The following is a 24,917-nucleotide window of genomic DNA, read 5'->3' as shown; positions in this document are numbered from 1 at the left end:
CTGATAAGGAAAGTTCACAATAGGCTGGCTATTGTGAAATCGCCTAATCTATCCCTTTAGTGGTAAGTCGCAAATACTGTGACCATGTCCAAAGAGACATATCAATCGCCCTCCCTGCAAAGTTGGTGATTGTCATAAGCCACGAGAGGATGAACATATGAGCAACCAAATTCCATGTAAAAAGCTATTGCTCGCTAGCATGATATCCATGTTAGTGGCATGTGGTAGCGACAATGATGAAACCATAACTCCCCCACCCGTTGAAGAGAATAATGCTCCCGTTGCCCTAGCCGATAGCGCAATGGTGACAGTTTCAGAAATGGTCAGCATAGATGTACTGGCTAACGATACCGATGCCGATGGCGATACGCTCTCCATAGTATCGGTCAGCAGCGACAGTGTGGTCATCAAAGAGGGTAAGCTTGAGTTTACTGCGGGAACCTCGGCAGGAGAGGTTAAGTTTAATTACACCATTACCGATGGCTCGGATGAGGCGATCGGTGAGGTCACTGTGACGGTTGAGGCATTGCCTGAACCTGAGGCCTTGGCCTATGTGGGGTCGGCCGCCTGCGCCGGTTGTCATAGCGAGCAGCATGCCTCCTTCTCTAAGTCGGGGCATAACTTTAAGATTCAAAAGATCAGTGATGGTGCGCAGCCAAGTTTCCCCTATACGCCAGAAACGACGATTACTGGCGCGATAGATCTCCTGGTCGACTCGACGCCAAACAATACCCTAGGTGCGCCTAGCAGCTATGATGAAGTCAGCTATGTGGTGGGTGGCTATCATTGGAAAATGCGCTGGCTGGATAAAGACGGTTACATAGTGACGGGTAAGGATGTTCAATACAACATTCGTAACGCCGAGGGCGAGCTGAATGTGCCCGATAATCACCCCGCCGATGCCAATGTCATGGGGGACTATAAGACCAGCGAATTTGACTACAAATATAGCTGCGGTAATTGTCATACCACGGGGTGGAAGCGCACCACAGATGTTGCCGGTGGTGACAGTCGTAATCCTGATCGGCAAGACAATTTACCCGGCATGAACGGTACTTTTGCAGAGCAGGGTATTCAGTGTGAGGCTTGCCATGGGGCGGGTAGTTTCCACGTCAAGGCACCTTCGAAGGATAATATCACCAAGATAGCCAGTGCGCGCACGACTGAGGAGTTCCTTGCCGATGACATGGCCTACGGTAAGGCGGTGACCTGTGCCGAATGCCATACCCGAGATGGTGAGAAGGATTATCCCTCTTTCGTCAGCAAGTACAATGATAGCTATCCTAACGGCAGCAAAGTAGGTGGTCGCATCATCGCCAAAGGTGGCTTGGCGCAGCATCATCAAACGGCAGATGAACTCTTAGGCGTAGTTCCACAGGATCACGGTGTATATAAAGCCGGCGATGAAATTGGGGCCAAGAAAGGCATGAGCTGTATTACCTGTCATGACTCACATAAGTCGACTAAGAACCAAGAGAGCAGCGATGGCCTACATATGGGCGCGGTTAAGGCCTGTACCGATTGTCACACCATGGCGTTTGCCGACGGTGGCGGCTCATATGGTCACAGTGCCATAGCCGAATGTACCGATTGTCATATGCCTAAGCTGGCTAAGAGTGCGGTAACGACAGCGCCTAAACTGGGCAATGCTGATGTGGTATTCGGTGATATCAAGTCTCACCTCTTTACCTTAGACCTATCGCCTGATGCCAAACAGTTTAGCGATGATGGCAAGTATCAGATGCCATGGGGTACCGCCAAGTTCACCTGTGGTAATTGTCACGGCGACTACACAGAAAAGGCTGCGGCCTTGGCTAAGATTCACAAATGACCCTTTCACCCATTAAGAGGTTTAACAATAAGTGCGGTAAGCTCGCACGAAAATAAAGTAGAAAAGTAGTTCATTGCCCTTCCCCGTAGCGGTAGAGACCACCTAGGCTAGTGTGCTGGGTGGTCTTTTTTGTCGGATGCTAAGGTCACATCATAGTGAAAATGGTTAGCGGCAGTGAGTCGCAGAAGTTTTACTATCGCCAGACATGCAGAAAATGTGGTCGGGTGTTATGAAATAAATTTAATAGAATCTTCGCTATGCAGATGAATTTATACTTGTAGTATAGAAAGGTAAGCCGAGTTAATTATGCTAAGGAGAGTATATGGCACATGGCAAAAGGATGGCGTTATTAGTCGGGCTGCTTAGTGGCGCCCTGGTTTGTTATGGTGTGGGGATGCATCTGGGGGCCTTGAGCCTGCTGGTGGTCGGCGCACTACTTGAGTGTGGTTTCTGGTTAAGGTTATTTAAGACCCCAAAATAGGTGGGCTCACGGGTAATCACCTCAATATCACCAAATTGCGTAGATAATAAAAAGCCAGCATCAGCTGGCTTTTCTTTTGGGTTCGCTAATCGCTAACCTTTATTCGTTACCCTTTCACTCATTACCTAGGTTTTCCCCTATGGTAACTGGCACCTGATAGTACTTGCCGCTGCGAATGATGGTCATGGTTACCTGAGTGCCAGGAGGCGTCTCGGCAATCCTATCCATCAGCATCTCGACGCCGGGAACCGTTTCGTCGTTAAACTTAGTGATCACGTCTCTGGGTCTCAGCTTGGCCTGGGCCGCAGGCCCCTGATGATCTACGCCGGTGACCATGACGCCGGTCAGATCTGGCAGGTTAAGGATCTGCGCCATCACAGGATTGATCGCCTCGCCTGTGATGCCCAGTGCGCCACGTATTACCCGTCCATCTTTGATTAGCTTGCCCATGATACTGTGGGCGAGCTTGATGGGGATGGCGAAGTTGATACCATGGCCGCCACCCTCGCCACCGATCTGGAAGGCTGCGGTGTTGATGCCGATCAGTCGACCACTGGTATCTATCAGTGCACCGCCTGAGTTACCCGCGTTGATGGCCGCATCGGTTTGGAGGAAATCCAGATATCCCGAACTCAGGCCGTTACGGCCGGTGGCACTGATGATCCCCTGGGTGATGGTCTGTCCCAGGTTGTAGGGGTTGCCGATAGCCAGAACCACGTCGCCGACCTGGGCGGGCACATCTAAGTTGATGGGCACCACGGGCAGGGCATCGCCCTCAATCTTAAGTACGGCCAAGTCAGTGATCGAGTCAGAACCCACCACCTCAGAGGTAAACTTGCGGCCATCTTGCAGGGCGACCACTATCTCGTCAGCCTTCTTGACCACGTGATAGTTGGTGAGTATGTAGCCCTCTTTGCTCATGATCACGCCTGATCCCAGGCCTTGCAGGGAGCCCGAGTTGAGCGGGCGGCTCTGATCTATGCTCAGGCTGTAGATGTTGACCACGGCAGGTGCGGCGCGGCGTACCGCCTGGGAGAAGGAGAGTTCTATCCCATTTTGTCCCCGGCTCTGGAAGAAGTTGCCGTGATTAGCGGTTCCCGTTATCCATGGGGTAATGACCAGAAAGACGGCGGCCATGATGAGGCCGAAAAAAACTGCTTTCGCGATGTAAATTACCGTGTCTTTAAGCGTCATGATTTAAGGTGCTATGGGAAAAGTAGCGTTAGATTAACATGTTTATTTATAGGGCACTATTGGCCTAAGTGCATAAGCAGGTAATAAAAGAGGCCATGACGCGGGTGTGTAAGCTCGGTCATGACCTCTCTGTGAGCCTTATCTGAGAACCAGATAGAGACTGTTGCTACCGCGCAGCAGTTTCAGGGCCACGGCGCCGTGTTGTTCCTTCAGCTCCGCCTTGAGCTCCTTAAGATCTTCGATACGGGTGCGGTTGACCCCAACTATGATATCGCCCTTAAGCAGGCCACTGGCCGCCGCGGGTGAACCCTGGGCGATCTCGGTGATCTCGACCCCTTTCTTGCTGTTTTCAAGGGTCGCGCCTGCCAGCATAGGATGTACTGCGCCCGCCGCGGTTTCTGTCTGCTGGTTAGCCTCGCCTAATACCGCAGTGACCGTCTTCTCGTCGCCGTCGCGGATCAGACCCAGTTTCACCTTGGCGCCGGCGCCCATGGTACCTATCTTGGCTCTCAGCTCCTGGAAGGACTTGATCGGCTTGCCGTTGACGCTGATGATGATGTCGCCGGCCTTGATGCCCGCCTTGTCGGCGGCGCTGTCTGGCATCACCTCATTGACGAAGCCGCCGTGTTGGGAATCTAAGCCGAAGCCCTGGGCCAGCTCGCTATCTAGGTCACGACCACTGACGCCTAGCACGCCGCGGCGCACCTCACCGTGTTCGATCAGCTGATCCACCAGGTTGTTGACCATGTTGGCGGGGATCGCAAAGCCTATGCCTACGTTACCGCCGCCTGGTGCGACGATGGCGGTATTGATGCCGATAAGCTCACCATTGAGGTTCACCAGGGCGCCGCCCGAGTTACCGCTGTTGATGGCGGCATCGGTCTGAATGAAGTTTTCCAGCATCTCGATACCTAAGCCGCTGCGGCCCATGGCGCTGACGATACCCGAGGTGACCGTCTGGCCTAAACCGAAGGGGTTACCTATGGCCACGGCAAAGTCACCGACCTTGAGGTCATCCGAGTCGGCGCGCTTGAGGGCTACCAGGTTCTTGGCTTCAATCTGCAGCAGGGCCACGTCTGACTCGGCATCGGTACCGATAAGCTTGGCCTCGATCTCACGACCATCGTGCAGACCAATTAAAATTTCGTCGGCGCCGTCGATCACATGGTTGTTGGTGACGATATAGCCTTTCTTAGCATCTATGATGACGCCCGAGCCCAGCCCCTTGAAGGGACGCTCCTGTACCTGTTCTCTCGGGGCATTAGGGCCGAAGAAATAGCGGAAGGCATCGGGCAGACGCTGCTTAGAGACATGGGTACCAGATACGGCGACGGCAACTACGGCCGGAGTGGTTTTCTCCAGCATGGGGGCCAGGCTGGGTAGTTCTTGTCCGTCGACAGCCAGTGGAATGGCGGCTTGAGAAACGGCAGGCATAACCATCAGGCTCGCGCCGAGCAGTGCGGCGGAAAGTAGTGATAATTTCGTTTTCATCTATTCATGACTCCAATGTTGCAATTATGAACTTATGGCTCTGTAGATATAAGGCTACTCGGACGTAAATCAAGTGATTAAATAATGCTGTGTTACTCAATCCGACTCTTGCCCTATTAATAAAGTTCAGGTGATTAACAAAGGTTAATTTTTCGTTAGTCTTCATCGACTAGCGAGCAATCAAACCTTGGACATCTCGTTAAAGCGTGTCTGTGTTTGCATTGGTTTAAGCTTGGCTCACATATATCCTGAGATTCATTGTCGTGATACCATTTGGCGGTTGAATTAAGGATAGAAGAGAATATTTTCAGTGTCGCATCTCACCCCCTGGCAGCATTACCAAGCCGATCTACAACGTGATGACTTTTCCTATGATCCTGCCCAGGAGCAGGCGGTCAAGGCCCTGCAACGTGTCTTTGATGAGTTGATCGCAGCGCAGCAAAAGCCCAAGGGAATGGCGAAATTGCTGGGCTTCCTCGCTAAGCCTGCGCCTTCGGTGCAGGGCCTGTATCTCTGGGGCGGGGTAGGGCGTGGCAAGACCTACTTGATGGACACCTTCTATGATGCCCTGCCGGGTGAGCGTAAGCTTAGGGCGCACTTTCATCGTTTCATGCATCAGATCCATCTGGACCTCGACGGCCTCAAGGGGCAACGAGACCCCCTGTTGATAATCGCCAAGCGTATGGCCGAGCGTTATCAGGTGATTTGTTTCGATGAGTTCTTCGTCTCAGACATTACCGATGCCATGTTACTTGGGACCCTGTTTCAGGCGCTATTTTCCGAAGGGGTTGCCCTGGTTGCCACCTCAAACATCATTCCCGACGAGCTCTATCGCAACGGCCTGCAGCGGGCGCGCTTCCTGCCGGCGATTGCGCTGATCAATAAACATTGCCAGGTGCTGAATGTCGACAGCGGCATAGACTATCGCCTGCGCACTCTGGAGCAGGCCGAAATCTATCATTACCCATTAGACCCTCAGGCCGATAAGAACCTGTTGGGTTATTTTCAGCAACTGGCGCCTGAGTCGGAAGTCTCCCACGAGGCCATAGATGTCGATGGCCGCGAGATCGCCATTCGTCAGCAGGCCCAGGGGGTGCTGCTGATCGATTTTCGCGATCTGTGCGACGGTCCCCGCAGCCAGCGCGACTATATGGAGCTGGCCTGTCTCTATCACACTGTGCTGCTCAGCGGTGTCGAGCAGATGGGCAGTCAGAGCACTGGGGATGATATTGCCCGCCGCTTCCTGGCCATGGTGGATGAGTTCTATGAGCGTCACGTGAAGCTGATCATCTCGGCCGAGGTGGCTCTGGAGGAGATCTATACCCAGGGGCTGCTGAGTTTCGAATTCAGGCGCTGCCGCTCGCGTCTGACCGAGATGCAATCCCACGACTATCTGGCCCTGGAGCACCTGCCCTAAGCCGTCGCTTGGATTAAAAAATGGCGCTTTTTGTCCTTTCGGCACCAAATCGTCCCGAAGCTGAGTAAATCATTTAAATTAGCTGAAAAAATTAGGTGATTTTTAACTCAGCTTTGTCTATAATTCGCGACCTGCCCTCGTTACTCCGCCAAAACGGCGGAAGTTGTAAAGCCTTATTCTTTGCTCGAAGGGGCGGAGAATGGCATTTTTTGTGTTGTTATTTATCGAAATAATGGCATGTGAGACAGAATTTAAACTTTGGGTTTTTGTAAATGAAGACTACATATACTGCTACACCAGAAACAGTGACTCGCGACTGGTTCGTTGTTGACGCTGAAGGTAAAACTTTAGGTCGTATCGCTACTGAGATCGCTCGTCGTCTACGTGGTAAGCACAAGGCAGAATACACGCCTCACGTTGATACTGGCGATTACATCATCGTTATCAATGCTGAGAAAGTCACTGTAACTGGTAATAAAGCAGCTGCTAAGACTTACTACTCTCATTCTGGTTTCCCAGGTGGCATCAAGCAGATTACTTTCGATAAGCTGCAAGATCATAAGCCAGAAATGATTATCGAGAAAGCGGTAAAAGGTATGTTGCCAAAAGGTCCTCTAGGACGTGCCATGTTCCGTAAGCTTAAAGTTTACGCTGGCGCAGAGCACAACCATGCTGCACAACAACCTCAAGTTCTTGATATCTAATCCGGGAGTAAGCTAATGTCTGCAACTCAGTACTACGGCACTGGCCGTCGCAAAACATCTACTGCTCGCGTATTCGCTAAAGTAGGTAGTGGTAACATCGTCGTGAACCAACGTCCACTTGACGAATATTTTGGTCGTGAAACTGCTCGCATGGTTGTTCGTCAGCCTCTAGAGCTAGTTGAAATGACTGAAAAGCTAGACATCTATGTAACTGTTAAGGGCGGTGGTATCACTGGCCAAGCAGGTGCAATCCGTCACGGTATCACTCGTGCACTGATGGAACTTGATGAAGCTCTACGTCCTTCTCTACGCGCCGCTGGTTTCGTTACCCGTGATGCTCGTAAAGTTGAACGTAAGAAAGTCGGTCTACGTAAAGCACGTCGTAAGCCACAATTCTCAAAGCGTTAATATTACGCCGCGAAGATTGGAAAAACCCAGCCTTGTGCTGGGTTTTTTTATGGCTGTTTTCTGCTATTTTTAAGGCTCAATTGTTCGCTATGGGAAACACACCTAGATGACATTTCAACTCTTGATGCTGGTTTTGGCCATAGTGCTGATTATCGAAGGGATAGGCCCACTTTTATTTCCGAATCGTTGGCGGGCATATTTGCAGGAAATTTCCAACCAAAATCAACGTGTTTTGCAAAGGTTGGGTGGTGCTTTAGTGACCGCTGGCGTGGTCATATTGATTATTTTTTCATAAATTACTTGCCACTTCCCCCCTAAGATCTGCTAAAATCCCGTTTTAACCACTACCTTGCAGCAAATAATGGGCAAAAACGTTGTAGTTCTCGGCACCCAATGGGGTGACGAAGGAAAGGGTAAGATAGTCGACCTACTTACCGAACAGGCCAAATATGTCGTTCGTTATCAAGGTGGCCACAATGCGGGTCATACACTTGTTATCGATGGTGACAAAACCGTTCTTCATCTTATTCCATCAGGAATCTTACGCGAAAATGTAAAATGCATTATCGGTAATGGTGTTGTGCTTGCGCCCGACGCCCTGATGAAAGAGATCAACATGCTTAAAGAGCGTGGCGTCCCTGTAGAGGAGCGTCTGCTTATCTCCGAAGCATGTCCGTTAATCCTTCCCTTCCATTGTGCCTTAGATATCGCACGTGAAAAAGCACGCGGTAACAAAGCTATTGGTACAACGGGTCGTGGTATCGGTCCTGCTTATGAAGATAAGATCTCTCGTCGCGGTCTTCGCGTTGGCGATCTGTTTAATGCAGAACTGTTCGCCGAGAAACTGAAGGAAGTGATGGCATATCACAACTTCATGTTGACCGAATACTATGATTGCGAAGCGGTTGATTACGAGACCACGCTAAAAGATGCGTTGGCCATTGCCGACTATCTGAAGAGCATGTGTACCGATGTGACTGAGCTGTTGGATCAAGCGCGTAAGAATGGCGATAACATACTGTTCGAAGGTGCTCAGGGCACGTTACTGGATATCGACCATGGTACTTATCCATTCGTAACCTCTTCAAACACTACTGCCGGTGGTGTGGCAACAGGTTCCGGCTTCGGTCCACGTCATCTGGACTATGTCTGCGGTATTATCAAGGCATACACCACCCGTGTGGGTGCGGGTCCATTCCCTACTGAGCTGCAAGACGAGATCGGTGACCACTTAGGTACCAAGGGCCAGGAATTCGGTGCGACCACAGGTCGTAAGCGCCGTCCGGGCTGGTTGGATATCGTTGCCATGAAGCGTGCGGTACAGATCAACAGCATCAGTGGTTTCTGCCTGACCAAGCTCGACGTTTTGGATGGCTTGGAAGAAGTGAAGCTCTGTGTAGGTTATCAGTACCCAGACGGCAGCATAGCTACCGTGACACCGCTGGCAGCCGAAGGCTACGAGCAGGTCACGCCTGTGCTCGAGACTATGCCTGGTTGGAGCGAGAACACCTTTGGTGCGACCTCGATCGATCAACTGCCAGAGGCAGCGATCAACTACATCAAGCGAATCGAAGAGCTACTGGAAACGCCAGTCGATATTATCTCAACGGGTCCCGATAGAAACGAGACCATGATTCTAGTGAATCCGTTTAGTTAATCATAAGGGCCGCGTTAAGCGGCCTTTTTATTTGGAGCGGTTTTAGTTCAGTCGTGAAGCCCCTAACTAAAGCAAGCGCACGAGTGTGAACAGACAGGGCTAACTAGCGATAAGCGTGTAATCTCCTTTAAGCTAACGCCGCAGCGGCCGATAAGATAAGGTATACTGCCTAAGTCTGTCCTAGAGATAAGGCGTGAGATCAACCCTGAGACCTTAATTAATATAAGAGTTAAGGTAAGAGTTAAGGCAAGAGTGATGACGAGATTAGTATGCGTTATTTTGCTGGCCTGTCTATCGACGCTGGCCCAGGCTCAACAAGAGCCACAAGCCCAGGCCGCTAAGGCAACCGACAATAAGCCTGCCGATAAGAAGGCGGAGCTCAAGGCGGTCAACATCTACAGCCAAGAGCAGCTTATCGAGATGATCCGCGACAAGTCTTACCTGACCCGTGTCAAGGGAGACGACTGTCAGCTGGTGCAAGATATCGAGGCCCGCGCCGAGGTGTTGAAGCAGCCGCTGTACCAATATTTATGGGCGGAGATGCTGAATTATGGCATCTGCGTCAAGGCCAACCCGCCACGGGGGATCTCCCTGCTACGCGACGCCGCGGAACAGGGGAGCGCCGAGGCCATGGTCAGGATCGCCGAGTATTACCATGACGGTAAGTTCGTGATCCAAGATAAGGAGCGTGCGGTGCAATACACACTGCCCGCTGCCGCCAGTGGCGATCTGCCAGCGCGCATGATGCTGGTCAGATTGTTTGGCGAAGGCTATGGTAGCCCCAGAGACTATGAGATGGGTTACCACTGGCTATATAACGATGTATTTAGTGATGAGGCGACCAAACAGGAAGCCCTGAAATTATTGATGGTGCTGGAAGCTAAGATGCCCGCAAGTGCAGTTGAGAGGGCTAAGCAGGCGCACCTGAGATCCCGGTAATCGCCCTAAGCCCCTTAGCAACAACAGGAGAGCCTGGGCAAAATTTATGGATAATGAATGATCAAAGATCCGCATTTAAAGCGTGAACAAGAGAAGTACGACAACCCCATTCCTAGTCGTGAGTATATTTTAGATTACTTACGCTCACAGCAATCACCCCTCAATCGCGAGAAAATAGCCCAGGCGCTCAAGTTAGAAGACGAAGAGCAGCTCGAAGCCTTGCGCCGCCGCCTCAGAGCCATGGAGCGTGACGGCGAGCTGGTTTTTACCCGTGGTCAGGCCTATGGCCTGCCCGAGCGTATGGATCTGCTTAGCGGCACCGTATTGGGGCACAAGGATGGCTTCGGCTTCCTCAAACTCGATGAGGGCGGCGACGACCTCTTCATCAACAACCGTGACATGCTGATGTATTTTCACGGTGACAAGGTATTGGCCCAGAAGGCCGGCGTCGATCGTAAGGGGCGCCGTGAGGCCCGCATCGTCCGCCTGACCCATGAGCGCACCGCGCCTCTGGTGGGGCGTTTCCACCTGGATTCAGGCATGGCCTTTGTCATCGCCGACGACAAGCGTATCACCCAGGAGATCCTGGTTCCCGATGACGCTCGCAACGGCGCGCGTCAGGGCGATGTGGTGGTGGTCGAGCTGACCCGCCGTCCCGGCCGCTATATGAAGGCGGCGGGTAAGGTCACCGAGGTTCTGGGCAAAGAGATGGCGCCGGGCATGGAGATAGAGATCGCCCTGCGTAACTATGATCTGCCCCATACCTGGTCGAGCCTGATCGAGAAGAAGCTGCGTAAGATCCCCGACGAAGTGACCGAAGAGGACAAGCTGGGCAGAGTCGATCTGCGTAAGCTGCCCCTAGTTACCATAGACGGTGAAGATGCCCGCGACTTCGACGATGCCGTGTACGCCGAGACCAAGAAGAGTGGCGGCTGGCGCCTATGGGTAGCCATTGCCGACGTGAGCCATTATGTGCGCACCGAGTCGGCGCTGGACAAAGAGGCTCGCGCCCGCGGTAACTCAGTCTATTTCCCATCTCAGGTGATCCCCATGTTGCCGGAGAAGCTGTCTAACGGCCTCTGCTCCCTCAACCCTGGGGTCGACCGCCTCTGTATGGTGGCCGAGATGACGATATCGGCGGCGGGTAAGCTGTCGGGTTACAAGTTTTACCCGGCCGTGATGCACTCCCACGCGCGCCTCACCTATACCCAGGTGGCGGATATGCTCGAGGGCGGCGAGGTGAGCGATGAGCTCAAGCCAATCTTCCCGCATCTAGAGACCCTGCAGTCGCTCTACCTGACACTGGATGAGACCCGAGCCCAGCGCGGCGCCATCGCCTTTGAGACCACGGAAACCCAATTTATCTTCAACGTCGATCGTAAGATCGACCGTATCGAGCCGCGCAGCCGCAACCAGGCCCATAAGATCATCGAAGAGTGCATGATCCTGGCCAACGTGGCGGCGGCCAAGTTTGTGAAGAAGCATAAGGGTGAGGTGCTCTATCGGGTGCATGAGGCGCCGTCGGAGCAGAAGCTCACTAACTTCAAGGACTTCCTCAAGGAGCGCGGCCTCGCCATGGGCGGTGGCCTGGAGCCTGAGCCGGCCGACTACCAGGCCTTGATGGAGCAGGTGGCCGACCGACCCGATGCCGAGCTGATCCAGGTGATGTTGCTGCGCTCAATGCGCCAGGCGACCTACACCCCTGACAACGAGGGCCACTTCGGCCTGGCGCTGGAGGAGTACTCCCACTTTACCTCGCCAATTCGTCGCTATCCGGATTTGATCCTCCACAGGGTGATCCGTTATCTGCTGGCTAAGGAGCGTGGCGAAGCCAGCGACAAGTGGACGCCGGATGGCGGATATCACTACCAGATCGAAGAGTTGGACCTGCTGGGTGAGGAGTGTTCCACCACAGAGCGGCGCGCCGACGAGGCGACCCGCGACGTTAGCGACTGGCTCAAGTGTGAGTTTATGCGTGACCATGTGGGTGACACCTTCGAGGCGGTTATCGCCTCTGTGACCCATTTCGGCATGTTTGTCCGCCTGAGCGATCTCTTCATCGACGGCCTGGTGCATATCTCTACCCTGGGCGGCGACTACTATCACTATGATAATATGCGTCAGCGCCTGGTGGGCGAGGCCTCGGGCCAGGTGTATCAGATAGGCGACCCAGTTACCGTCAAGGTGGCCGCAGTCAACCTGGACGATCGTCAGATCGATCTCATGATGGTGGGCGACGATGGTAAGACGTCGCGCCCCCGCCGCGCCAAGAAGCCGCTGACCGCCCGCGAGCGGGTCAACCTAGAAGGGGCCAAGATGTCCCGCAAGGGTAAAGAGGATGATAAGCCCAGCGGTAAGCGCCGCTCCGGTAGGCGCAGCGATGCTAAGTCTGGCGCGGGTAAGCCCGCAGCCGGCAAGTCAGGTGCGGGCAAGGCTGGTGCGAGTAAGTCGAAGGCCGGGGCCAAGAAATCATCGGCCAAGCCAGGCGCCAAGAAACGTAAGAGCGTGAAGAAACGCAGCAGTAAGAAATAAGAGACTCAAATTAGATGAAGAAACAAGATTTCACCTTCGGTATCCACGCCGTAGAGGCCTTGCTAAAAAATAGCCCTGAGCGAGTGATCGAGATGTGGGTGCTACAGGGACGCGACGATCAGCGTCTGATGCCGCTGCTTGCCATGGCCGCCGAATATGGCGTGTCTGTACAGCAAGCCTCACGCAAGGCGCTGGACGACAAGGCCGGCAGCAGTCAGCACCAGGGGGTGCTGGTACGCGCCAAGCCTGCCAAGCAGCTCAATGACAACGATCTGCTGGCACTGCTGGATAAGACAGACACGCCGTTTCTGTTGATCCTCGATGGCGTCACCGATCCCCACAACCTGGGCGCCTGTCTGCGTAACGCAGACGCCGCCGGTGTACATGGGGTGATCGTGCCGCGTGACAACTCGGTCGGCCTCACGCCCACCGTCAGCAAGGTTGCCTGTGGCGCCGCCGAAGTAGTGCCCCTGTTCCAGGTGACTAACCTGGCGCGCACTATGAAGGCCCTGCAGGACAAGGGTGTTTGGATCGTCGGCGCCGCTGGCGAAGCCGAGCATGACCTCTACAAGGCCGACCTTAAGGGTTCTATCGCCATCGCCATGGGCGCCGAAGACAAGGGCCTGCGCCGCCTGACCCGCGAGAGCTGTGATTCGTTGGCGTCTATTCCAATGGCGGGTAGCGTCTCTAGCCTTAACGTCTCAGTAGCTACTGGGATCTGTTTGTTTGAGGCGGTTCGCCAAAGGTTGGGGTGATCGGGAATTCGATCTTTCAATTTTGAGTCGCTGACTCAAGGTTGATGAATGCCGATGAGGGAGACTTCATCGGCATTTTTGTATCCGATATGGAATCGGATAGTTTTCCTTTGTGTGTAGCGTCTTGTTGCATGCGTACTTATCGAGAGAATTTGAAAGTCGCATCTTCATTGCTATCTATCGCCTGCCCGGCGAGGGATGTGCAAGCACTCTTTTGGCATGGTGAGTGAAGCGAAGCTTCGCGCTCACGAGCGAGAGGCATGGATGCCGAACTGGCTGTTAAACAGGGATGTTGTTTGAATATATCCCTATACGCTTCACGGCGGTACTGACCTACATGGATGTTGGGAATGCCAAAAAATGTAGGGAACATTTTTGGCCATGTCGCCGAGAGCCAAAAGCGTGCTAACACCCGTATCTAAACGTCTCTTCGATTTGGCTTCACTTGGCATCGGTAAATGATGTTGATTAATTTTGAGGAATGCTTTAACTGTATATAGGCCAAATAGTGATGGATTAGTCTCTTCATCAGTTGGTTACATCGGTACTTGGAGTGTAAATTAATTATCGGCAGGGATTTATCCGGTAGGTCGGATAATAAGCCACTAGCTGTAGAAAGGAGATCATTATGCAGTATAAAAACACTCAGCCTGGAATCGCGATGCTTTCAATTATGGGAATTGTTGTATTGGTGCTTGTCTTTGCTTCGGTAACGAAGCCTACCGAACCTATTGGATTTGCGTATTTAATTTTAGGTGTGCTTTCTATTCTTTTTTCATCATTAACCATTAAAGTGGAAGGTGGAGAAGTAAAGTGGTTTTTTGGTCCAAAATTTTGGAATAAATCAATAAAAATATCTGAAATCGAGTCGATCAACAAGATAAGAACGAAATGGTACTATGGGCTGGGAATTCGTTTAATTTCAACTGGATGGTTATATAACGTTTCAGGTCTAACAGCTTTTGAGTTAAAACTTAAAGATGGTACAACGGTTAGTTTGGGGACAAACGAGCCTGAAAACTTAATAAAGGCTATTGAGCAAAGCAGCTAACTATACGGTCATTAAGGACACTGAATAGCTGGCTGGGGTTTGTTCTTCACAAAATCTAGCCAGTTTTTACATTGCAATTTACGAACACGTATCTGGTTAAATCGAAGAGATGATAGATATAGGTGTTTGCACATAAAGCCTGCGGCAGGCAATTGATATACCATCAAACAATGATTGGCTATAACCTTTCAAATACCAAACTCAGGTAGACGTTACTAGTAGTTGATAAACGACTGATATCAGTAACGTCAAATCGAAGAGATGAATAACCGGGTGTAGGTGCGGCTGAGGCCTTCGATTTCAGGGATGAAATCGTAGAGCGCCCAGGGACGGGTTTACAGCGTGCCTCAGCAGTACCTGCACATGAGCCCACTGCAGGTGATAAGCACACCAAGAAGCCATGGTTCAAAGCACCCTTATAAATTTCAATTCGGCTTAACGCATTATATTGAAAACCGTGACTTACCCATTAGGGTGGTAACTACATCATCAAGCTATGGTTGGCTTAAACCTTTCAAATAATAAACGCAGGTAGAAGCTATCATATCTATGCAGCATTGAAACCTTGTGCCTATCAAGGTCAGCTAACCTTTATTTGAAGGTATACAGCAGATTAAAGGTGGTCACGGTATCCGTCTGCTTCGACCCTTCTGGTACCACTTCTGTGTACTTGACGTTCATGCCTATCTTAAACGCCCAGTCTTGGAATAGTGTGTTCTTGTAACTCATATCCAGGGTGACCGTGCTGTTAGATTCGCCGGTTTCGGCGGTGAGATCTGCGTTGAAGCTGGTGTATTCGTGGATCTTCTGCTCGAACTTGGCGGCGGTACGCAAAATTATCTCGCGGTCGGCCTCTGGGTCGGGCACTGACTCGCTCACCTGGGGCAGGTTGTAACGATAACCCGGGCCGACTTCGAGACTCAGCTTAGTGCTGTCGTCGCTGATGGCGTCGAAACCATAACCGGTCGACACGGTGGAGATGCGGGTATAACTACCGAATCTGTCTTCGGTGAAGTCACCGCGGGCGAAGATATAGCCTGAGTAGATCTTGTAGCTCGACTGCAGCTGGACGTCGTACTTCTCCGAGGTGGTCTTTTCCGAGTCGGAGGCGAAGTAGGCCTTGAAGACTCCCTCCTGACGAAAGTCATCTGTGTCGTAGACGAGTTTGGTACGGCCGTTGAAGCTGCTGGACTCAGTGTTACCCGTGTTGATCTGTAGCCCGGCCTCGATCTCGGCAGAGAAATCGCTGGGGGGCTCCTGATAGTCCGGCGGCACGAGTGCCCAGGCGCTGTGGCTGAGACCGAGTGTGATAAATAAACTTGTTGCTCTTAACATTATTTTTATTTTTTGCAGGCGTCTAGAACACAAAAATGACAGCGCACTATCATACCGTTTCACCGGGCGATGGGCAAAGTGAATAACGAAAGATATTGCTTGAGTTTTGGGGTGTGACCATGTACTATTCCGCGGCTTAATTCAGTCACTTTATTTAGTTCCTTGCCTCCATTTGGTCTGACTGAGCCAACAACGAGGCTAGATAACCGTAAGGAGCAAAAAATGCGTCATTATGAAATCGTATTTTTAGTTCACCCTGATCAGAGTGAACAAGTGCCAGGTATGATCGAACGTTACACGGGTATTCTTACCCAAGCTGGCGGTCAAGTTCACCGTTTAGAAGACTGGGGCCGTCGTCAACTGGCTTACCCAATCATCGAACTGCATAAGGCTCACTATGTTCTGATGAACGTAGAAGCGACTGCAGAAGCGGTTGAAGAGCTAGAAACAGCTTTCCGTTTCAACGACGCTGTTCTTCGTAGCATGGTTATGCGTACCAAGGGTGCCATCACCGAAGCTTCTCCAATGGCCAAAGCGAAAGACGAGCGTGAAGCACGTCGTTCTAGCGAAGAGCGCCCTGCTGCTGAAGCACCTGCAGCAACTGAAGAAGCCGCTGAAAAAGCAGCTGAGTAAGTTTATTTGTGGCCACCAATCACTTGGTGTTATCTGGAACCATAACCCGGTCCAGAAGCTTTAGTAGCCCGGCAGGCATCCCACATTGTGTGATCATGCTGGAACACAAATCGCAGGTTTATGAAGCAGAGATGCTGAGAAACGTATACTGCCAGATGCAAGTGATATTAAGTGGCGAACGCTTTAACAGCATCACAGACAAACTGAAAACCGGTGTGGATATTGAGGTCAAAGGTTTCATCGCCCTCCAGAGAGGACGCAATGGTCAAAACCGCTTGGTATTACACGCTGAAAATGTCGAATTGAAAACTTAGGAGACTGTCAAAATGGCACGTTATTTCCGTCGTCGCAAGTTCTGCCGTTTCACTGCAGAAGGCGTTACAGAGATCGATTACAAAGATATCGCTACTCTAAAGAACTACATCACTGAAAGTGGTAAGATTGTTCCTAGCCGTATCACAGGTACAAACGCTAAATACCAACGTCAACTGGCTCGCGCTATCAAGCGTGCTCGTTATCTTTCTCTACTGCCTTACACTGATCTACATCAGTAATAGCGCATCAATTTAGAGGAATTAATAATGAACGTTATTCTACTTGATAAAATCGCTAACCTGGGCAACCTGGGTGACCAAGTGTCAGTTAAAGCTGGTTATGCTCGTAACTTCCTTTTACCTCAAGGTAAAGCGGTAGTTGCTAACGCTGCTAACACTGAAGTATTCGAAGCACGTCGTGCTGAACTAGAAGCTAAGCTAGCTGCTGAACTAGCAACTGCTAACGAGCGCGCTGAGAAGATCAACGCTCTTGAAGCTGTTGTTATCGCTTCTAAAGCAGGCGACGAAGGCAAGCTGTTCGGTTCAATCGGTAACCGTGACATCGCTGATGCAGTAACTGCTGCTGGCGTTGAACTGGCTAAGAGCGAAGTTCGTCTGCCACTAGGTGCTATCCGCACTACTGGCGAATACGAAATCGACGTTCAGCTTCACGCTGAAGTTAAGGCTGCTGTTAAGCTTTCTGTTGTTGCAGAAGACTAATACACAGTTTTAAACGATTTAAAGAACACCGCGCTAATCTGATTAGTGCGGTGTTTTTTTATGCCTTGAATATACGCAGAAGCTAGGTGCGCTCGACCCTATTCTGTTTGCTATGTTTTTCGCGTGCTAACTGTGTGGTCATCAAGGTGAGCCGATACCGGGTATAAGGCTGAAGCCGTCGATCGTTGCATGTGAGATATGACTTGCGGCGACACTTAGGTATGGTGCAGCTGGCGCTGCAGTGCCTGCATTTTCGTCGGTGGCGCGAGATAAAATTCGCCTTACGGGCTGCTCATCCTATGCTTCTTCCTATGCCTCATTGCCATTCTAATAACCTATGGCACTGATGAATTGGCGGCAAGTAAAAAAATACCCGGCGATGCCGGGTATTTGTCGATTGGGTAAACGCTCTGACGTAAGGCTAGTTTCTGACTAGGTCCAACTCGCTAATCAGGTTGTCGGCGTGGTCCACCTCATCCATCATCCACAGAATGTAGCGGAAATCCACGTGCACGGCGCGGGTAATGGTCGGGTTGAAGAACCAGTCCTTGGTGATGGCCTCATAGGTAGAGTCGAAGTTCAGTCCCACCAGTTCGCCCTTGCCGTTAAACACGGGCGAGCCCGAGTTGCCGCCAGTGGTATCGACGCTGGAGAGGAAGTTCACCGGCACAGAGCCAAAGCTTTCAGGCTTGTCCAGGCAAGAGAAGAGACGGCACAGCCAAGAGGCTGGGTCCTGATAGACAGACTCGACCTTGTGGCTGCCATAGCGCTTGGCCTTGATGGCATCCAGTACCTTCTTAGGCGCATCGAATGGCTCGACGCCCGTGTGCTTGGCCACTATGCCTTCTAGGCGGGTGAAGGGCTGCTTGTAGAGGGCGTCCTTCGACTGGTAACCATCCACCATGCCGTAGGTGATGCGCAGGGTGCCGTTGGCATCCGGGTATACGGGCCAGTTGTTGGCCTTGTAGTAGGCGATAACAGCTTCCATGTAACCAGGACGGGCCTTAGACAGCTTACCGGCCAGGGTCTTCTTGGCTTTCTCCTGGGCCAGGTTGGTGTCGTACAGGGCTACGGCGATGCGGATGAACGGATCGGCGCTGGTTTCAAACGCCTTCACATCGGCGTCCATCCAGGCCAGACGTTCGGCCTGATTGGTGAGGCCGGTCAGCGAGTAGAGGCCGTCCAGCTTGTCGCTCAGGCTCACCTCTGGGTCATCCGATTTCAGCATGGCGTCGAGCTCAGGCACGCGGTTGTCCTGAGCCAGGTAGGCGTTGAGATCCTGCAGCCAGAGTGTCTTGTCGACGCTGATGGCGAAGCTGGAGTCGATACGCTTGAGGCGCGCCTTGAACATCTTCATGTCGCGCTCCTGGTAGCCCTCTTCACGCTCGGCATCTGGCTTGGTCTTCTCCTTGGCCAGACGGTAGAGGCGGTTGGCCGCGGCCAGCAGATCGCTCGATTGGGCATTTTCGAAGAAGTAGCGAGTCTGCAGCGCCTGACGCTGTTCTACTAACAGGGCTTCGAGTCGATCGAACTTGGCCTGATAGCTCTGGTACTGACTGTCTGTTGCGAGCCACTTGCGGAAGTCGTCTTCACGACCCTGCTTGATACCGGCGATGTCGGTGGCCTTGAAACCATCGAGCAGACCGTTATATTTCTTCATGCGGTTGGCCATAGAGGCCAGGGTACCGGCATATTTGATCTTGACGCCGGCATCCTGTGCACCCATGGCTTCTATGGTGTCGATACGCTGCTGGTAGCGCGTAGCCAGGGTGGGGTAGAGCCAGTCGCTGGCAAATTTCAGCTCGCTGGTGAGGCGGTAGCGGCTGGTCGAGCCTGGGTAACCGGCCACGAATACACCGTCGCCTGCCTTGACGCCATCGGCGTTGATCTTCAGGTAGCTCTTAGGCTTGAAGGGCACGTTGTCTGATGAGTAGGCCGCCGGCTTGCCGTCCTTGCCCACATAGGCGCGCAGGAAGGTGAAGTCGCCCGAGTGGCGCGGATATTCGTAGTTGTCGATATCGCCGCCGAAGGAGCCGACGCTCTTAGGTGGCGCGTACACCAGACGCACGTCGCGAATGATCAGCTGCTTGATCAGGTAGTATTCCAGGCCGTTGTGGAAGCTGCGCACCGAACAGCGATAGTTGTCGTCGCTCTCACACTCTTTAATCAGTGCCTTACGATTGGCCTGGATCTCTTCGTAGCGTTTTAGCGGGTCGTCGCTGAGGTCTTTGGTGACCTGCTCGCTCACATTGGTGACCGCCTCAGTGATGTAGAGACGTTCGTTAGGGCCGGCAGAAGGTTCGTCCGCTTGTTTGCGCGCCAGGAAGCCATCGGCGATGTAGTTGTGCTCTTTCTTGCTGTTGTATTGAATCGCGCGGTAGGCGCAGTGGTGATTCGTTACAACTAACCCTTGGGGGGACACGAAACTGGCGGTACAATACCCCAGTCCGACAACCGCATTCATCGGATATTGGGTCAGATCGGCGAGTTGTTTTGCTGGAATTTGGATACCGCGTTCGCTCAACTTGTCGGCGATCGATGGCATTTGATACGGTTGCCATTGCCCTTCATCGGCAATCACAACGCCAGATGACAGCATTAAGGCTGCAACCAATGCTTTGCGCATGTTTATTCCTTAATTATTATGTGTAAGTTTGTAGGACGAACAGGTAAGAGGCCTGTTTCTGCTTGACCCGGGTTTTATATCATATTTTGCCTAATCGTTGGAAATTTGGAGAGTTAATGTCACAGCAAGGTGGATTTCAGGCTAAGAAAAAGCCTAGAGATATACAGATCGACGCATTGAAGATGCCGCCCCATTCGATTGAGGCCGAGCAGTCTGTGCTCGGTGGCTTGATGTTGGATTCAGATGCCTGGGATAAGGTGGCCGAGGCCGTGGTGAAGGATGACTTCTACTCCCGCTCCCACAAGATGATCTTTACCGCCATGGAGTCTCTGGTGGCCGCGGGTCAACCTATCGATCTGATCACCGTCTCCGAACAGCTGGAGCTGGAAGATCACTTAGAAGATGCCGGTGGCTTCGCCTACCTGGGCGAGATCGCCAAAAACACCCCGAGTGCGGGTAACATTCTCTCCTATGCCGCCATCGTGCGTGAGCGCGCCGTGGTGCGTGAGATGATCAAGGTGGCCAACGAGATCGCCGATGCCGGTTTTAACCCCGAGGGGCGCAACTCGGGTGAGCTGCTGGATCTGGCGGAAAGCAAGGTATTTAAGATCGCCGAGCAGCGTGCCAACGCCAACGAGGGTCCCGAGGGGATCAAGACTATCCTAGAGAAGACGGTGGATAAGATCGAGGAGCTGTACAACAACCCTCACAACGGTGTGACCGGGGTGTCCAGCGGCTTTGGCGATCTCGACCGCATGACGGCGGGCTTCCAGTCGGGCGATCTCATTATCGTCGCGGCGCGTCCCTCTATGGGTAAGACCACCTTCGCCATGAACCTGTGTGAACAGGCGGCGCTGCACGAAGATAAGCCTGTGCTCATCTTCAGTCTTGAGATGCCCTCTGAGCAGATCATGATGCGTATGCTGGCCTCTCTGGGGCGGGTGGATCAGACCAAGATACGTACGGGTCAGCTCGACGATGACGATTGGGCACGGGTCTCCTCGACCATGGGGATCATGCTCGAGCAGGGCAAGATGTATATCGACGATGGCTCTGGCCTGACGCCGACCGAGGTGCGCAGCCGCGCCAGACGTATCGCCCGTGAATATGGCGGTCTGTCGATGATCATGATCGATTACCTTCAGTTGATGCAGGTGCCCGCCCTGTCCGACAACCGTACGTTGGAGATCGCCGAGATCTCCCGCTCGCTCAAGGCGCTGGCTAAAGAGTTGGAGATCCCGGTGATCGCCCTGTCGCAGCTTAACCGCTCCCTGGAGCAACGTGCCGACAAGCGCCCGGTAAACTCGGACTTGCGTGAATCTGGCTCTATTGAGCAGGATGCGGATTTGATCATGTTTATTTATCGTGATGAGGTGTATAACGACGACTCCGAAGATAAGGGCACCGCGGAGATCATCATAGGTAAGCAGCGTAACGGCCCCATCGGCCGGGTACGTCTGACCTTCCAGGGCCAGTTCTCCCGTTTCGATAATTACGCTGGTCCGCAGTTCGAAGAAGATTAATCCGACTAATACCGATCACACTAAGTGAACAGTTATTTATCACGATTGGTATAAGCTCATAGGGTGAGATTAAACTTGGTTTAATTAGCCCTGTGGGTCGCTATTTTGCGTTACCCTCATCGAGTCTCGACGCCATTAACATTAAGGTTATTGTTTGAAACCCTTTCCCCGAGCAGAGATCAGCGGCGATGCGCTGAAAGCTAACCTGCAGCGATTACGCCAGCTGGCACCCCAGAGTAAGGTGATGGCCGTGGTGAAGGCCAACGGCTATGGTCACGGCCTGTTGAATGTGGCTCACTGCCTGGCCAGTGCCGATGGCTTCGGCCTGGCGCGCCTCGAAGAAGCGCTGGAGCTCAGGGCCGGTGGGGTGACCGCCAAGCTGCTCCTGCTGGAGGGCTTCTTTCGCCCTAGCGATGTCGCTACCCTGGTCGAGCATGATATCGATACCGTGGTGCACCACGAATCCCAGCTCGAGATGCTTGAGGCCGCAAGGCTTGCCAAGCCGGTGACCGTGTGGATGAAGATAGATACCGGCATGCATCGTCTGGGCTTCAACCTAGATCAGTTTGAGGCTGTCTATCAGCGCCTGCAGGCCTGTCCCAACGTGGCCAAGCCCATCAATCTGATGACACATTTTGCCTGCGCCGACGAGCCGAATAATCCCGCCACCGCCGAGCAGGCGCGCCGCTTCGAGCAGATGACGGCAGACCTGCCGGGCGATCGCACCCTGGCCAACTCGGCCGCGACCCTCTACTGGCAGGCGACCCAGGCCGACTGGATCCGCCCGGGGATCGCCCTCTATGGTGTATCGCCTGTGGTCGGCGATCTCGGTCGCAACCATGGGCTGGAGCCCGCCATGGAGCTGGTGTCTCAGCTGATTGCGGTGCGTGACCATAAGGCTGGCGATCCCGTTGGCTACGGCAGTTACTGGCAGGCCAAGCAAGATACCAAGCTTGGTGTGGTGGCCATCGGCTATGGTGACGGTTATCCCCGCAACGCCCCCGAAGGCACTCCCGTCTGGGTCAATGGCCGCCTGGTGCCCGTGGTGGGAAGAGTCTCCATGGACATGTTGACCGTAGATCTCGGCCTGGATGCCACAGACAAGGTGGGCGATACCGCCGTGCTCTGGGGTAAGGAATTACCAGTCGAAGAGGTGGCCGAGCATATCGGCACCATCGCCTATGAGCTGGTGACCAAGCTGACCCCCCGCGTCGCCGTCTGCCTCGAATAACAGGTGTACGCTTTCACAATCGGCGCCCGTCCTGGTGCGCCGCGATTATTGCTAGTTATTCTCTTTATCACGCTACTGGTGGGGGGAGAGGTTCTGGCCGATGATGATCTGGCGCCTCAGGTTCAGATCCGTAGCGACGATGGGATTGAGGCCGAGTATGTGGCCGTGCCCTTTATCTTCGCTACCGAGACCCTTAGCACCTCTGTGGGCGCCGCCGGTGTAGTTAAGCATGCGGGGCAGCGTCAGGCTTCTCTGTTTGCCCTGGGGCTGGGAACGGCCAACGACTCCTGGGTCACCTATCTGGGCGCCTATGACTATCAGCTGCCGGGTATCGATAGCTGGCTGTTTTCCGCCGAGTATTACCGCGCCCGCTATACCGAAGGGATCTTCTATGTACCCGAGCAGGCGCTGACTAGCACGCCTGAGCGGGTCGTGACCCAGGGGGATGAATCCTTTGCCAGGCTGCATCTTAAGTATGTGCTGCCCTGGGGACGAGGCGCAGAGGGGGCGGCTGCCAGTCTGCGAAGCGCACCGATCGGCAGTCATGAATGGAACCCGCTCACCTCAGGGGTGAGCAGCATAGAGTTGACCCCTTTTTATACCGAGCAACGCCTGCAGGGATATGAGTCGTTGCCACAATCGGCAAGGGGCCTGGAGCTAGAGCTGGCCTGGGACAACCGCGACGATCGCGAGAACAGCAAGCAGGGCGGGCGCACTAGCCTGACCTTAACCCGCGACTGGGGCAGTGCCCGTCGTCAGAGCTGGACTACCTGGGAGTTTGAGCAGAGCCTCTACCTCTCCCTGGGCAAGAGTGACTGGTTCGACAGCCGGGTATTGGCCTTTAACTTCTATCTGGCCGATACCCCCACCTGGAATGATTATGACGATGCAAGCCAGGCCTACCGGCGTCCGCCGAGTTTTGCCGGGGTGAGCCTGGGGGGCTTTAAGCGCCTGCGCGGTTACAGCGGTGACAGGTTCACCGGCCGCAGCGCCTTACTCTATGCCGCCGAATATCGGCTCGAGCCCAAGTGGCAGCCCTTAAAGCGCTTGCCTGTGTTTCGCTGGTTCGATATTCCCTGGTGGCAGTGGACGGCGTTTGTCGAGGCGGGTAAGGTGAGCGACGAGTTTGCCTTAGATAGCCTTCACAGCCAGATGAAAACCAGCGTCGGCGCCGGCATCCGTTTCGAGGTGGAAGGTGTGGTGGTGCGCACCGATCTCGCCATCGGCGAGGAGGAAAGCCAGTTCTGGATCATGGTGAACCAGCCTTTCTGATGACTTAGGTCATTAGGCCTTTAGCTCTCGAAGCAGATCTCAATATAGGCGGTGCCGTAGATGCTGCTAAAGGGCATGATGATCTTTTGACCGTCCGACTTGTGGGCTATGGTGTGATCCTTACCGGACACCACTATGGGGGTGGCCATGTCGAACTCGTAACCCTTATCGCTGAGGAGATTCTTGGCGCCGCCGGTAACCATGTTGGTCAGCTCGCCCACCAGATCCGTCACCTCTTCGTCTATGCTCTCGGGCTTCTCGCCCAACATCTTGTTCATGATCTCTAAGATCAAGGACTCTTCGAAGGTGATCGATAGCGAGCCCTTGGTCTGAGGGCCGACCATGCCGATCAGGCCCGACACATCGCCCTTGGCCAGGTTATCTTTCTTCAGGTTAGGTTTGCCGGGTTTGAGCTCCATGTTGGCCATGGTCTTGAGCACATTGAGCAGGGAGTCGAGAAAAGGATTGATAAAGTCTACATTCATCTCAGGTGCAGCCCCTTATGGTGGTAACAGATTGCAGCATATCGGACTTTAAGCTTAGGTGATAAATGGTCTTAAAGCCTGCTTGCTGCCTATCACCATAACATAAAGCCCTGGCGGGGCGACAAATCTTTTACATGTAACTCACTAATGATAAAGATATTTGTGACCGATTAAAGGTTTCTTCCCTCCAAGACGCTTAGCCCTTAGCGCTAAGACTTGCCCCGTGAGCCATTTTCGCGCTAGCCTCGAAAGCATTAACATCCTCTATGTCAGAAGCCACTATGTCTGGAGCCAATATGTCAGGAGCAAGTAGGTCAG

Annotated in this window: 23 protein-coding genes; 18 read left to right on the top strand and 5 right to left on the bottom strand. The window is 53.0% G+C overall.

Annotation, left to right across the window (positions count from 1 at the left end; translation table 11 throughout):
• The first annotated feature begins 208 nt into the window (after window positions 1-208).
• Together GNT65_RS03650 and GNT65_RS20505 are read left to right on the top strand one after the other, a co-directional pair.
• The gene (locus GNT65_RS03650; protein WP_244952088.1) at window positions 209-1,831 is read left to right on the top strand and encodes an Ig-like domain-containing protein; all 1,623 of its coding nucleotides are present in this window, start codon (window positions 209-211) and stop codon (window positions 1,829-1,831) included.
• A gap of 322 nt (window positions 1,832-2,153) precedes the next feature.
• The gene (locus GNT65_RS20505) at window positions 2,154-2,312 is read left to right on the top strand and encodes a hypothetical protein (protein WP_181006145.1); all 159 of its coding nucleotides are present in this window, start codon (window positions 2,154-2,156) and stop codon (window positions 2,310-2,312) included.
• A 114-nt stretch (window positions 2,313-2,426) separates the two neighbouring features.
• On the opposite strand, the gene degS is transcribed toward GNT65_RS20505, so the two are convergent.
• Together degS and degQ are read right to left on the bottom strand one after the other, a co-directional pair.
• Window positions 2,427-3,506 carry an outer membrane-stress sensor serine endopeptidase DegS gene (degS, locus tag GNT65_RS03645; protein WP_160793755.1) on the bottom strand — a complete coding sequence of 360 codons (1,080 nt, stop codon included), beginning with the start codon at window positions 3,504-3,506 and terminating at the stop codon, window positions 2,427-2,429.
• Between the two features lie 138 nt (window positions 3,507-3,644).
• Window positions 3,645-4,997 (bottom strand): Do family serine endopeptidase DegQ, encoded by a 1,353-nt coding sequence (degQ, locus tag GNT65_RS03640; protein WP_160793754.1) that lies wholly within the window; start codon window positions 4,995-4,997, stop codon window positions 3,645-3,647.
• 310 nt (window positions 4,998-5,307) lie between these two features.
• On the opposite strand from degQ, the gene zapE reads away from it, so the two are divergent.
• From zapE to GNT65_RS03595, 9 genes are all read left to right on the top strand, one after another.
• A complete protein-coding gene (gene zapE / locus GNT65_RS03635; protein WP_160793753.1) occupies window positions 5,308-6,414 on the top strand; it encodes a cell division protein ZapE in 1,107 nt (368 codons plus the stop codon).
• Window positions 6,415-6,686: 272 nt separating this feature from the next.
• The gene (gene rplM, locus GNT65_RS03630; RefSeq protein WP_160793752.1) at window positions 6,687-7,118 is read left to right on the top strand and encodes a 50S ribosomal protein L13; all 432 of its coding nucleotides are present in this window, start codon (window positions 6,687-6,689) and stop codon (window positions 7,116-7,118) included.
• 15 nt (window positions 7,119-7,133) lie between these two features.
• Complete coding sequence (gene rpsI / locus GNT65_RS03625; protein WP_011867089.1) at window positions 7,134-7,526, top strand: 30S ribosomal protein S9; 393 nt, start codon at window positions 7,134-7,136, stop codon at window positions 7,524-7,526.
• Between the two features lie 106 nt (window positions 7,527-7,632).
• On the top strand, window positions 7,633-7,821 hold the full coding sequence (locus tag GNT65_RS03620; protein WP_033539412.1) for a DUF2065 domain-containing protein: 189 nt from the start codon (window positions 7,633-7,635) through the stop codon (window positions 7,819-7,821).
• Window positions 7,822-7,887: 66 nt separating this feature from the next.
• Window positions 7,888-9,183, top strand: a complete 1,296-nt coding sequence (locus GNT65_RS03615; RefSeq protein ID WP_160793751.1) for an adenylosuccinate synthase — start codon at window positions 7,888-7,890, stop codon at window positions 9,181-9,183.
• A gap of 300 nt (window positions 9,184-9,483) precedes the next feature.
• A complete protein-coding gene (locus GNT65_RS03610; protein ID WP_420853496.1) occupies window positions 9,484-10,122 on the top strand; it encodes a tetratricopeptide repeat protein in 639 nt (212 codons plus the stop codon).
• Window positions 10,123-10,179: 57 nt separating this feature from the next.
• Entirely contained in the window at window positions 10,180-12,654 is a 2,475-nt protein-coding gene (rnr, locus tag GNT65_RS03605; protein WP_160793749.1) for a ribonuclease R, read from the top strand.
• A gap of 14 nt (window positions 12,655-12,668) precedes the next feature.
• On the top strand, window positions 12,669-13,409 hold the full coding sequence (gene rlmB, locus GNT65_RS03600) for a 23S rRNA (guanosine(2251)-2'-O)-methyltransferase RlmB (RefSeq protein WP_160793748.1): 741 nt from the start codon (window positions 12,669-12,671) through the stop codon (window positions 13,407-13,409).
• Between the two features lie 628 nt (window positions 13,410-14,037).
• Window positions 14,038-14,460 (top strand): hypothetical protein, encoded by a 423-nt coding sequence (locus GNT65_RS03595; RefSeq protein ID WP_160793747.1) that lies wholly within the window; start codon window positions 14,038-14,040, stop codon window positions 14,458-14,460.
• 591 nt (window positions 14,461-15,051) lie between these two features.
• Here GNT65_RS03595 and GNT65_RS03590 read toward each other — a convergent pair.
• Window positions 15,052-15,795 (bottom strand): DUF481 domain-containing protein, encoded by a 744-nt coding sequence (locus GNT65_RS03590; protein ID WP_160793746.1) that lies wholly within the window; start codon window positions 15,793-15,795, stop codon window positions 15,052-15,054.
• Between the two features lie 222 nt (window positions 15,796-16,017).
• On the opposite strand from GNT65_RS03590, the gene rpsF reads away from it, so the two are divergent.
• Genes rpsF through rplI form a run of 4 tightly spaced genes read left to right on the top strand, consistent with a single transcriptional unit; the run spans window position 16,018 to window position 17,462 of the window.
• Complete coding sequence (rpsF, locus tag GNT65_RS03585; RefSeq protein ID WP_160793745.1) at window positions 16,018-16,428, top strand: 30S ribosomal protein S6; 411 nt, start codon at window positions 16,018-16,020, stop codon at window positions 16,426-16,428.
• Between the two features lie 8 nt (window positions 16,429-16,436).
• A complete protein-coding gene (gene priB, locus GNT65_RS03580; RefSeq protein ID WP_144202728.1) occupies window positions 16,437-16,742 on the top strand; it encodes a primosomal replication protein N in 306 nt (101 codons plus the stop codon).
• Between the two features lie 12 nt (window positions 16,743-16,754).
• The gene (rpsR, locus tag GNT65_RS03575; RefSeq protein ID WP_011867078.1) at window positions 16,755-16,982 is read left to right on the top strand and encodes a 30S ribosomal protein S18; all 228 of its coding nucleotides are present in this window, start codon (window positions 16,755-16,757) and stop codon (window positions 16,980-16,982) included.
• A gap of 27 nt (window positions 16,983-17,009) precedes the next feature.
• Window positions 17,010-17,462, top strand: a complete 453-nt coding sequence (gene rplI / locus GNT65_RS03570; protein WP_160793744.1) for a 50S ribosomal protein L9 — start codon at window positions 17,010-17,012, stop codon at window positions 17,460-17,462.
• Window positions 17,463-17,883: 421 nt separating this feature from the next.
• Here rplI and GNT65_RS03565 read toward each other — a convergent pair whose 3' ends face one another.
• Window positions 17,884-20,088: a S46 family peptidase gene (locus tag GNT65_RS03565; protein ID WP_160793743.1), complete on the bottom strand. Its 2,205-nt coding sequence runs from the start codon at window positions 20,086-20,088 to the stop codon at window positions 17,884-17,886.
• 116 nt (window positions 20,089-20,204) lie between these two features.
• Here GNT65_RS03565 and dnaB point away from each other — a divergent pair, with 116 nt between their 5' ends.
• The 3 genes from dnaB (at window position 20,205) to GNT65_RS03550 (ending at window position 24,114) form a co-directional block, all read left to right on the top strand.
• Window positions 20,205-21,611 carry a replicative DNA helicase gene (gene dnaB, locus GNT65_RS03560; protein ID WP_160793742.1) on the top strand — a complete coding sequence of 469 codons (1,407 nt, stop codon included), beginning with the start codon at window positions 20,205-20,207 and terminating at the stop codon, window positions 21,609-21,611.
• Window positions 21,612-21,765: 154 nt separating this feature from the next.
• Window positions 21,766-22,842, top strand: a complete 1,077-nt coding sequence (gene alr, locus GNT65_RS03555) for an alanine racemase (RefSeq protein WP_160793741.1) — start codon at window positions 21,766-21,768, stop codon at window positions 22,840-22,842.
• Between the two features lie 3 nt (window positions 22,843-22,845).
• Window positions 22,846-24,114 (top strand): BamA/TamA family outer membrane protein, encoded by a 1,269-nt coding sequence (locus tag GNT65_RS03550; RefSeq protein ID WP_181006144.1) that lies wholly within the window; start codon window positions 22,846-22,848, stop codon window positions 24,112-24,114.
• A 20-nt stretch (window positions 24,115-24,134) separates the two neighbouring features.
• Here GNT65_RS03550 and GNT65_RS03545 read toward each other — a convergent pair whose 3' ends face one another.
• Window positions 24,135-24,599 (bottom strand): chemotaxis protein CheX, encoded by a 465-nt coding sequence (locus tag GNT65_RS03545; protein WP_160793740.1) that lies wholly within the window; start codon window positions 24,597-24,599, stop codon window positions 24,135-24,137.
• Window positions 24,600-24,917: the final 318 nt, after the last annotated feature.

Source organism: Shewanella insulae (assembly GCF_009831655.1).
GTDB classification, from domain to species: Bacteria; Pseudomonadota; Gammaproteobacteria; order Enterobacterales; family Shewanellaceae; genus Shewanella; species Shewanella insulae.
Note: the sequence above shows the minus strand (reverse complement) of the source record. Positions and strands in the feature narration are given on the sequence as shown.

Excerpts from the sequence above, each read along its gene's own strand:
- GNT65_RS03650 (WP_244952088.1), top strand. The coding sequence starts at position 209 with ATGTTAGTGGCATGTGGTAGCGACAATGATGAAACCATAACTCCCCCA.
- rlmB (WP_160793748.1), top strand. The coding sequence starts at position 12,669 with ATGAAGAAACAAGATTTCACCTTCGGTATCCACGCCGTAGAGGCCTTG.
- GNT65_RS03620 (WP_033539412.1), top strand. The coding sequence starts at position 7,633 with ATGACATTTCAACTCTTGATGCTGGTTTTGGCCATAGTGCTGATTATC.
- dnaB (WP_160793742.1), top strand. The coding sequence starts at position 20,205 with ATGTCACAGCAAGGTGGATTTCAGGCTAAGAAAAAGCCTAGAGATATA.
- rplM (WP_160793752.1), top strand. The coding sequence starts at position 6,687 with ATGAAGACTACATATACTGCTACACCAGAAACAGTGACTCGCGACTGG.
- GNT65_RS03595 (WP_160793747.1), top strand. The coding sequence starts at position 14,038 with ATGCAGTATAAAAACACTCAGCCTGGAATCGCGATGCTTTCAATTATG.
- rpsI (WP_011867089.1), top strand. The coding sequence starts at position 7,134 with ATGTCTGCAACTCAGTACTACGGCACTGGCCGTCGCAAAACATCTACT.
- rpsF (WP_160793745.1), top strand. The coding sequence starts at position 16,018 with ATGCGTCATTATGAAATCGTATTTTTAGTTCACCCTGATCAGAGTGAA.
- GNT65_RS03565 (WP_160793743.1), bottom strand. The coding sequence starts at position 20,088 with ATGCGCAAAGCATTGGTTGCAGCCTTAATGCTGTCATCTGGCGTTGTG.
- GNT65_RS03615 (WP_160793751.1), top strand. The coding sequence starts at position 7,888 with ATGGGCAAAAACGTTGTAGTTCTCGGCACCCAATGGGGTGACGAAGGA.
- GNT65_RS03590 (WP_160793746.1), bottom strand. The coding sequence starts at position 15,795 with ATGTTAAGAGCAACAAGTTTATTTATCACACTCGGTCTCAGCCACAGC.
- GNT65_RS20505 (WP_181006145.1), top strand. The coding sequence starts at position 2,154 with ATGGCACATGGCAAAAGGATGGCGTTATTAGTCGGGCTGCTTAGTGGC.
- degS (WP_160793755.1), bottom strand. The coding sequence starts at position 3,506 with ATGACGCTTAAAGACACGGTAATTTACATCGCGAAAGCAGTTTTTTTC.
- degQ (WP_160793754.1), bottom strand. The coding sequence starts at position 4,997 with ATGAAAACGAAATTATCACTACTTTCCGCCGCACTGCTCGGCGCGAGC.
- rnr (WP_160793749.1), top strand. The coding sequence starts at position 10,180 with ATGATCAAAGATCCGCATTTAAAGCGTGAACAAGAGAAGTACGACAAC.
- rpsR (WP_011867078.1), top strand. The coding sequence starts at position 16,755 with ATGGCACGTTATTTCCGTCGTCGCAAGTTCTGCCGTTTCACTGCAGAA.
- rplI (WP_160793744.1), top strand. The coding sequence starts at position 17,010 with ATGAACGTTATTCTACTTGATAAAATCGCTAACCTGGGCAACCTGGGT.
- GNT65_RS03545 (WP_160793740.1), bottom strand. The coding sequence starts at position 24,599 with ATGAATGTAGACTTTATCAATCCTTTTCTCGACTCCCTGCTCAATGTG.